Origin of the sequence: Methanobrevibacter sp. (genome assembly GCF_045541095.1) — an archaeon.
GTDB lineage: Archaea > Methanobacteriota > Methanobacteria > Methanobacteriales > Methanobacteriaceae > Methanocatella.
Window position 1 is genome coordinate 1 of the sequence record NZ_JAZQIJ010000039.1, and the last position, 2,207, is coordinate 2,207.

At 33.3% G+C, this 2,207-nt stretch carries 1 protein-coding gene; it reads left to right on the forward strand.

Going from position 1 to position 2,207, the window contains the following annotated elements; translation table 11 throughout:
- Positions 1–229 precede the first annotated feature (229 nt).
- Positions 230–1,987 (forward strand): hypothetical protein, encoded by a 1,758-nt coding sequence (locus tag ACKI2P_RS01760; protein ID WP_407374530.1) that lies wholly within the window; start codon positions 230–232, stop codon positions 1,985–1,987.
- Positions 1,988–2,207: the final 220 nt, after the last annotated feature.

The following is a 2,207-nucleotide window of genomic DNA, read 5'->3' on the forward strand; positions in this document are numbered from 1 at the left end:
GCAGGAACCTGCACAAAACTGTACTCAGTGATGCGCAAACTGATTCTGATTAGTTAGGTTTCAATCAAAATTTCAATCCATTTTTTTCCTGGTCAAAGGTTCAAACTTTATTTTAAAGATTTGCACAATTGATAATAATCAAATCGCTGATTGATCAATTCTATTATCAAATTAAAGTGATATTATTGTACTGGTTTTAACACAGATTTAGAATGAGGCGATGCAGCATATGAATCAAAAAAGCTTCCAAAGTAAACTTCAAAAACTTTTTATTGGCAAAACACCACTAAAAAAAAGATTAGCGCTCGCTCTTGTTTCATCATTTTCTCTAAGTTTCACATTATTTCTATTCGGACCATTGGATTTAACCTATAATGGGAAAAATTTTATAAATTGTACCATACTTGAACTGACTCCCTTTTGTATACCTTTTTGGTTCATAACATTTGCTGCATTAGCAATTCCAACCTGTCTTGTTGGTGGAAAAATACATAGTTTTCTTGTTTCAACCTATTGTGGTCTATCCTTAGGATTATATATTCAAGGTAATTTTCTAAACAATGACCTTGGGACTTTGAACGGTGAATTGGTTCCATGGCATAACTTCGGGGATAATGTGATCATCAATTACATCATCTGGTTTTTGATCCTTATCATTCCATTTTTGTTCCATTATTTTTCAAGAAAGACCTGGAAAAACTTTGTTTTGATCGTTACCTGCACATTAAGTATCATGCAAATGTCTTCACTAAGCATTAAAATGTTCTCTCAATTCGAAACAGATCATGACAAAACAATTTCCAGAAACAACAAATTTGGGCTGTATCTCGGAGAACAATACGTTCTATCACCCAAAGAAAACATAATTGTATTTCTACTGGATCAAACCAGTGGAGATGAAATGCAGAGAGCCATCAATGATTTTCCAAATACACTTGATCCATTTCATGATTTCACCTGCTTTGATAACATGAACTCAAATTATGTAGGGACCTTTCCTGCATTAGCACATTTACTGACAATGAAAGATTATGATTATGCAAATGAAGGATTCAATGATTTTTTCAAAAATGCCTGGAATTCTGAAACCGCAAATAGTTTTTATGATAGTTTACAGCAGAAAGGATGGAAAATAAATTTTTATATTGATTCAAATTATGGTGCCGGTAATATCCAAAATATGAAAGGAAAAATTACCAATGCAATTGAAAATACCACAGACAATTATGTAATTAATAAAGAATCTTTTCGAAAGCTTATCAAACTGTCATTATACAGATACCTTCCAATTGGAATGAAAGCTCCATTTTGGGTAACAACTACCGATATTTCTTCTCTATTAATTTATGATGAGAACTTTATGATTTTTGATTCAAATAAATCAGTTGATTATTTTCATGAGCATGGAATCAAATTATCCGGAGAAGAAAAATTATTTTCCCTTTATCATTACAAAGGAGCGCATCCTCCATATGTATTAACATCAACTGGTCAAAGAGCTGCAGGGTTGACAAACATCCGGGAACAAGTCTCCGGTTATATGTTTGTTATTTCTGAAATAATTAATCAGATGAAAGAATTAAATATATACGACAGCTCAACAATCATTATTACAGCAGATCATGGGTATTATCCTCCTCCCGCTAATCCGCAATCAATTTTCTACATCAAACGTCCCGGAGAAACACATACGGAAATCCAATATTCCCATGCAATGATATCTCAAGAGAATTTTCTTCCGACAATTGCATCTGCCGCCGGGCTGGATTCTTCAATATACGGAAAAACTGTCCTTGAGATTTCTGAAAATCAGCAAATTGAAAGATGTGCAACATTTTGGAAAGAGGATCCTAATTATCCTTTACAACCCGGTCATAAATATAATGCTATGGAAAAATGTTGCTATACTGGGAATGTGGATGCGCTTCTCGAGAATTACAATTCAAATAAATGCGAGGCACATCCCTTATTCGATTATTTCTACTAATTATCAAATTTGATTCCATGAGAAAAATTCACCTGGAAAAAATTTCAAACTCGTTGACCTTAAAATGGCTTACAACAATCAGTACGATACGCATTATGAATCTTTTTTTACAATACAATAATCTAAATATCATCAGCGCAGCGTACAGTACAGCCTTTTTTATATCATCAGAGTGACAGTAAAAAGCAAACTTGCCGTGCTCCATCCAGAATAATTACAC

Excerpts from the sequence above, each read along its gene's own strand:
- ACKI2P_RS01760 (WP_407374530.1), top strand. The coding sequence starts at position 230 with ATGAATCAAAAAAGCTTCCAAAGTAAACTTCAAAAACTTTTTATTGGC.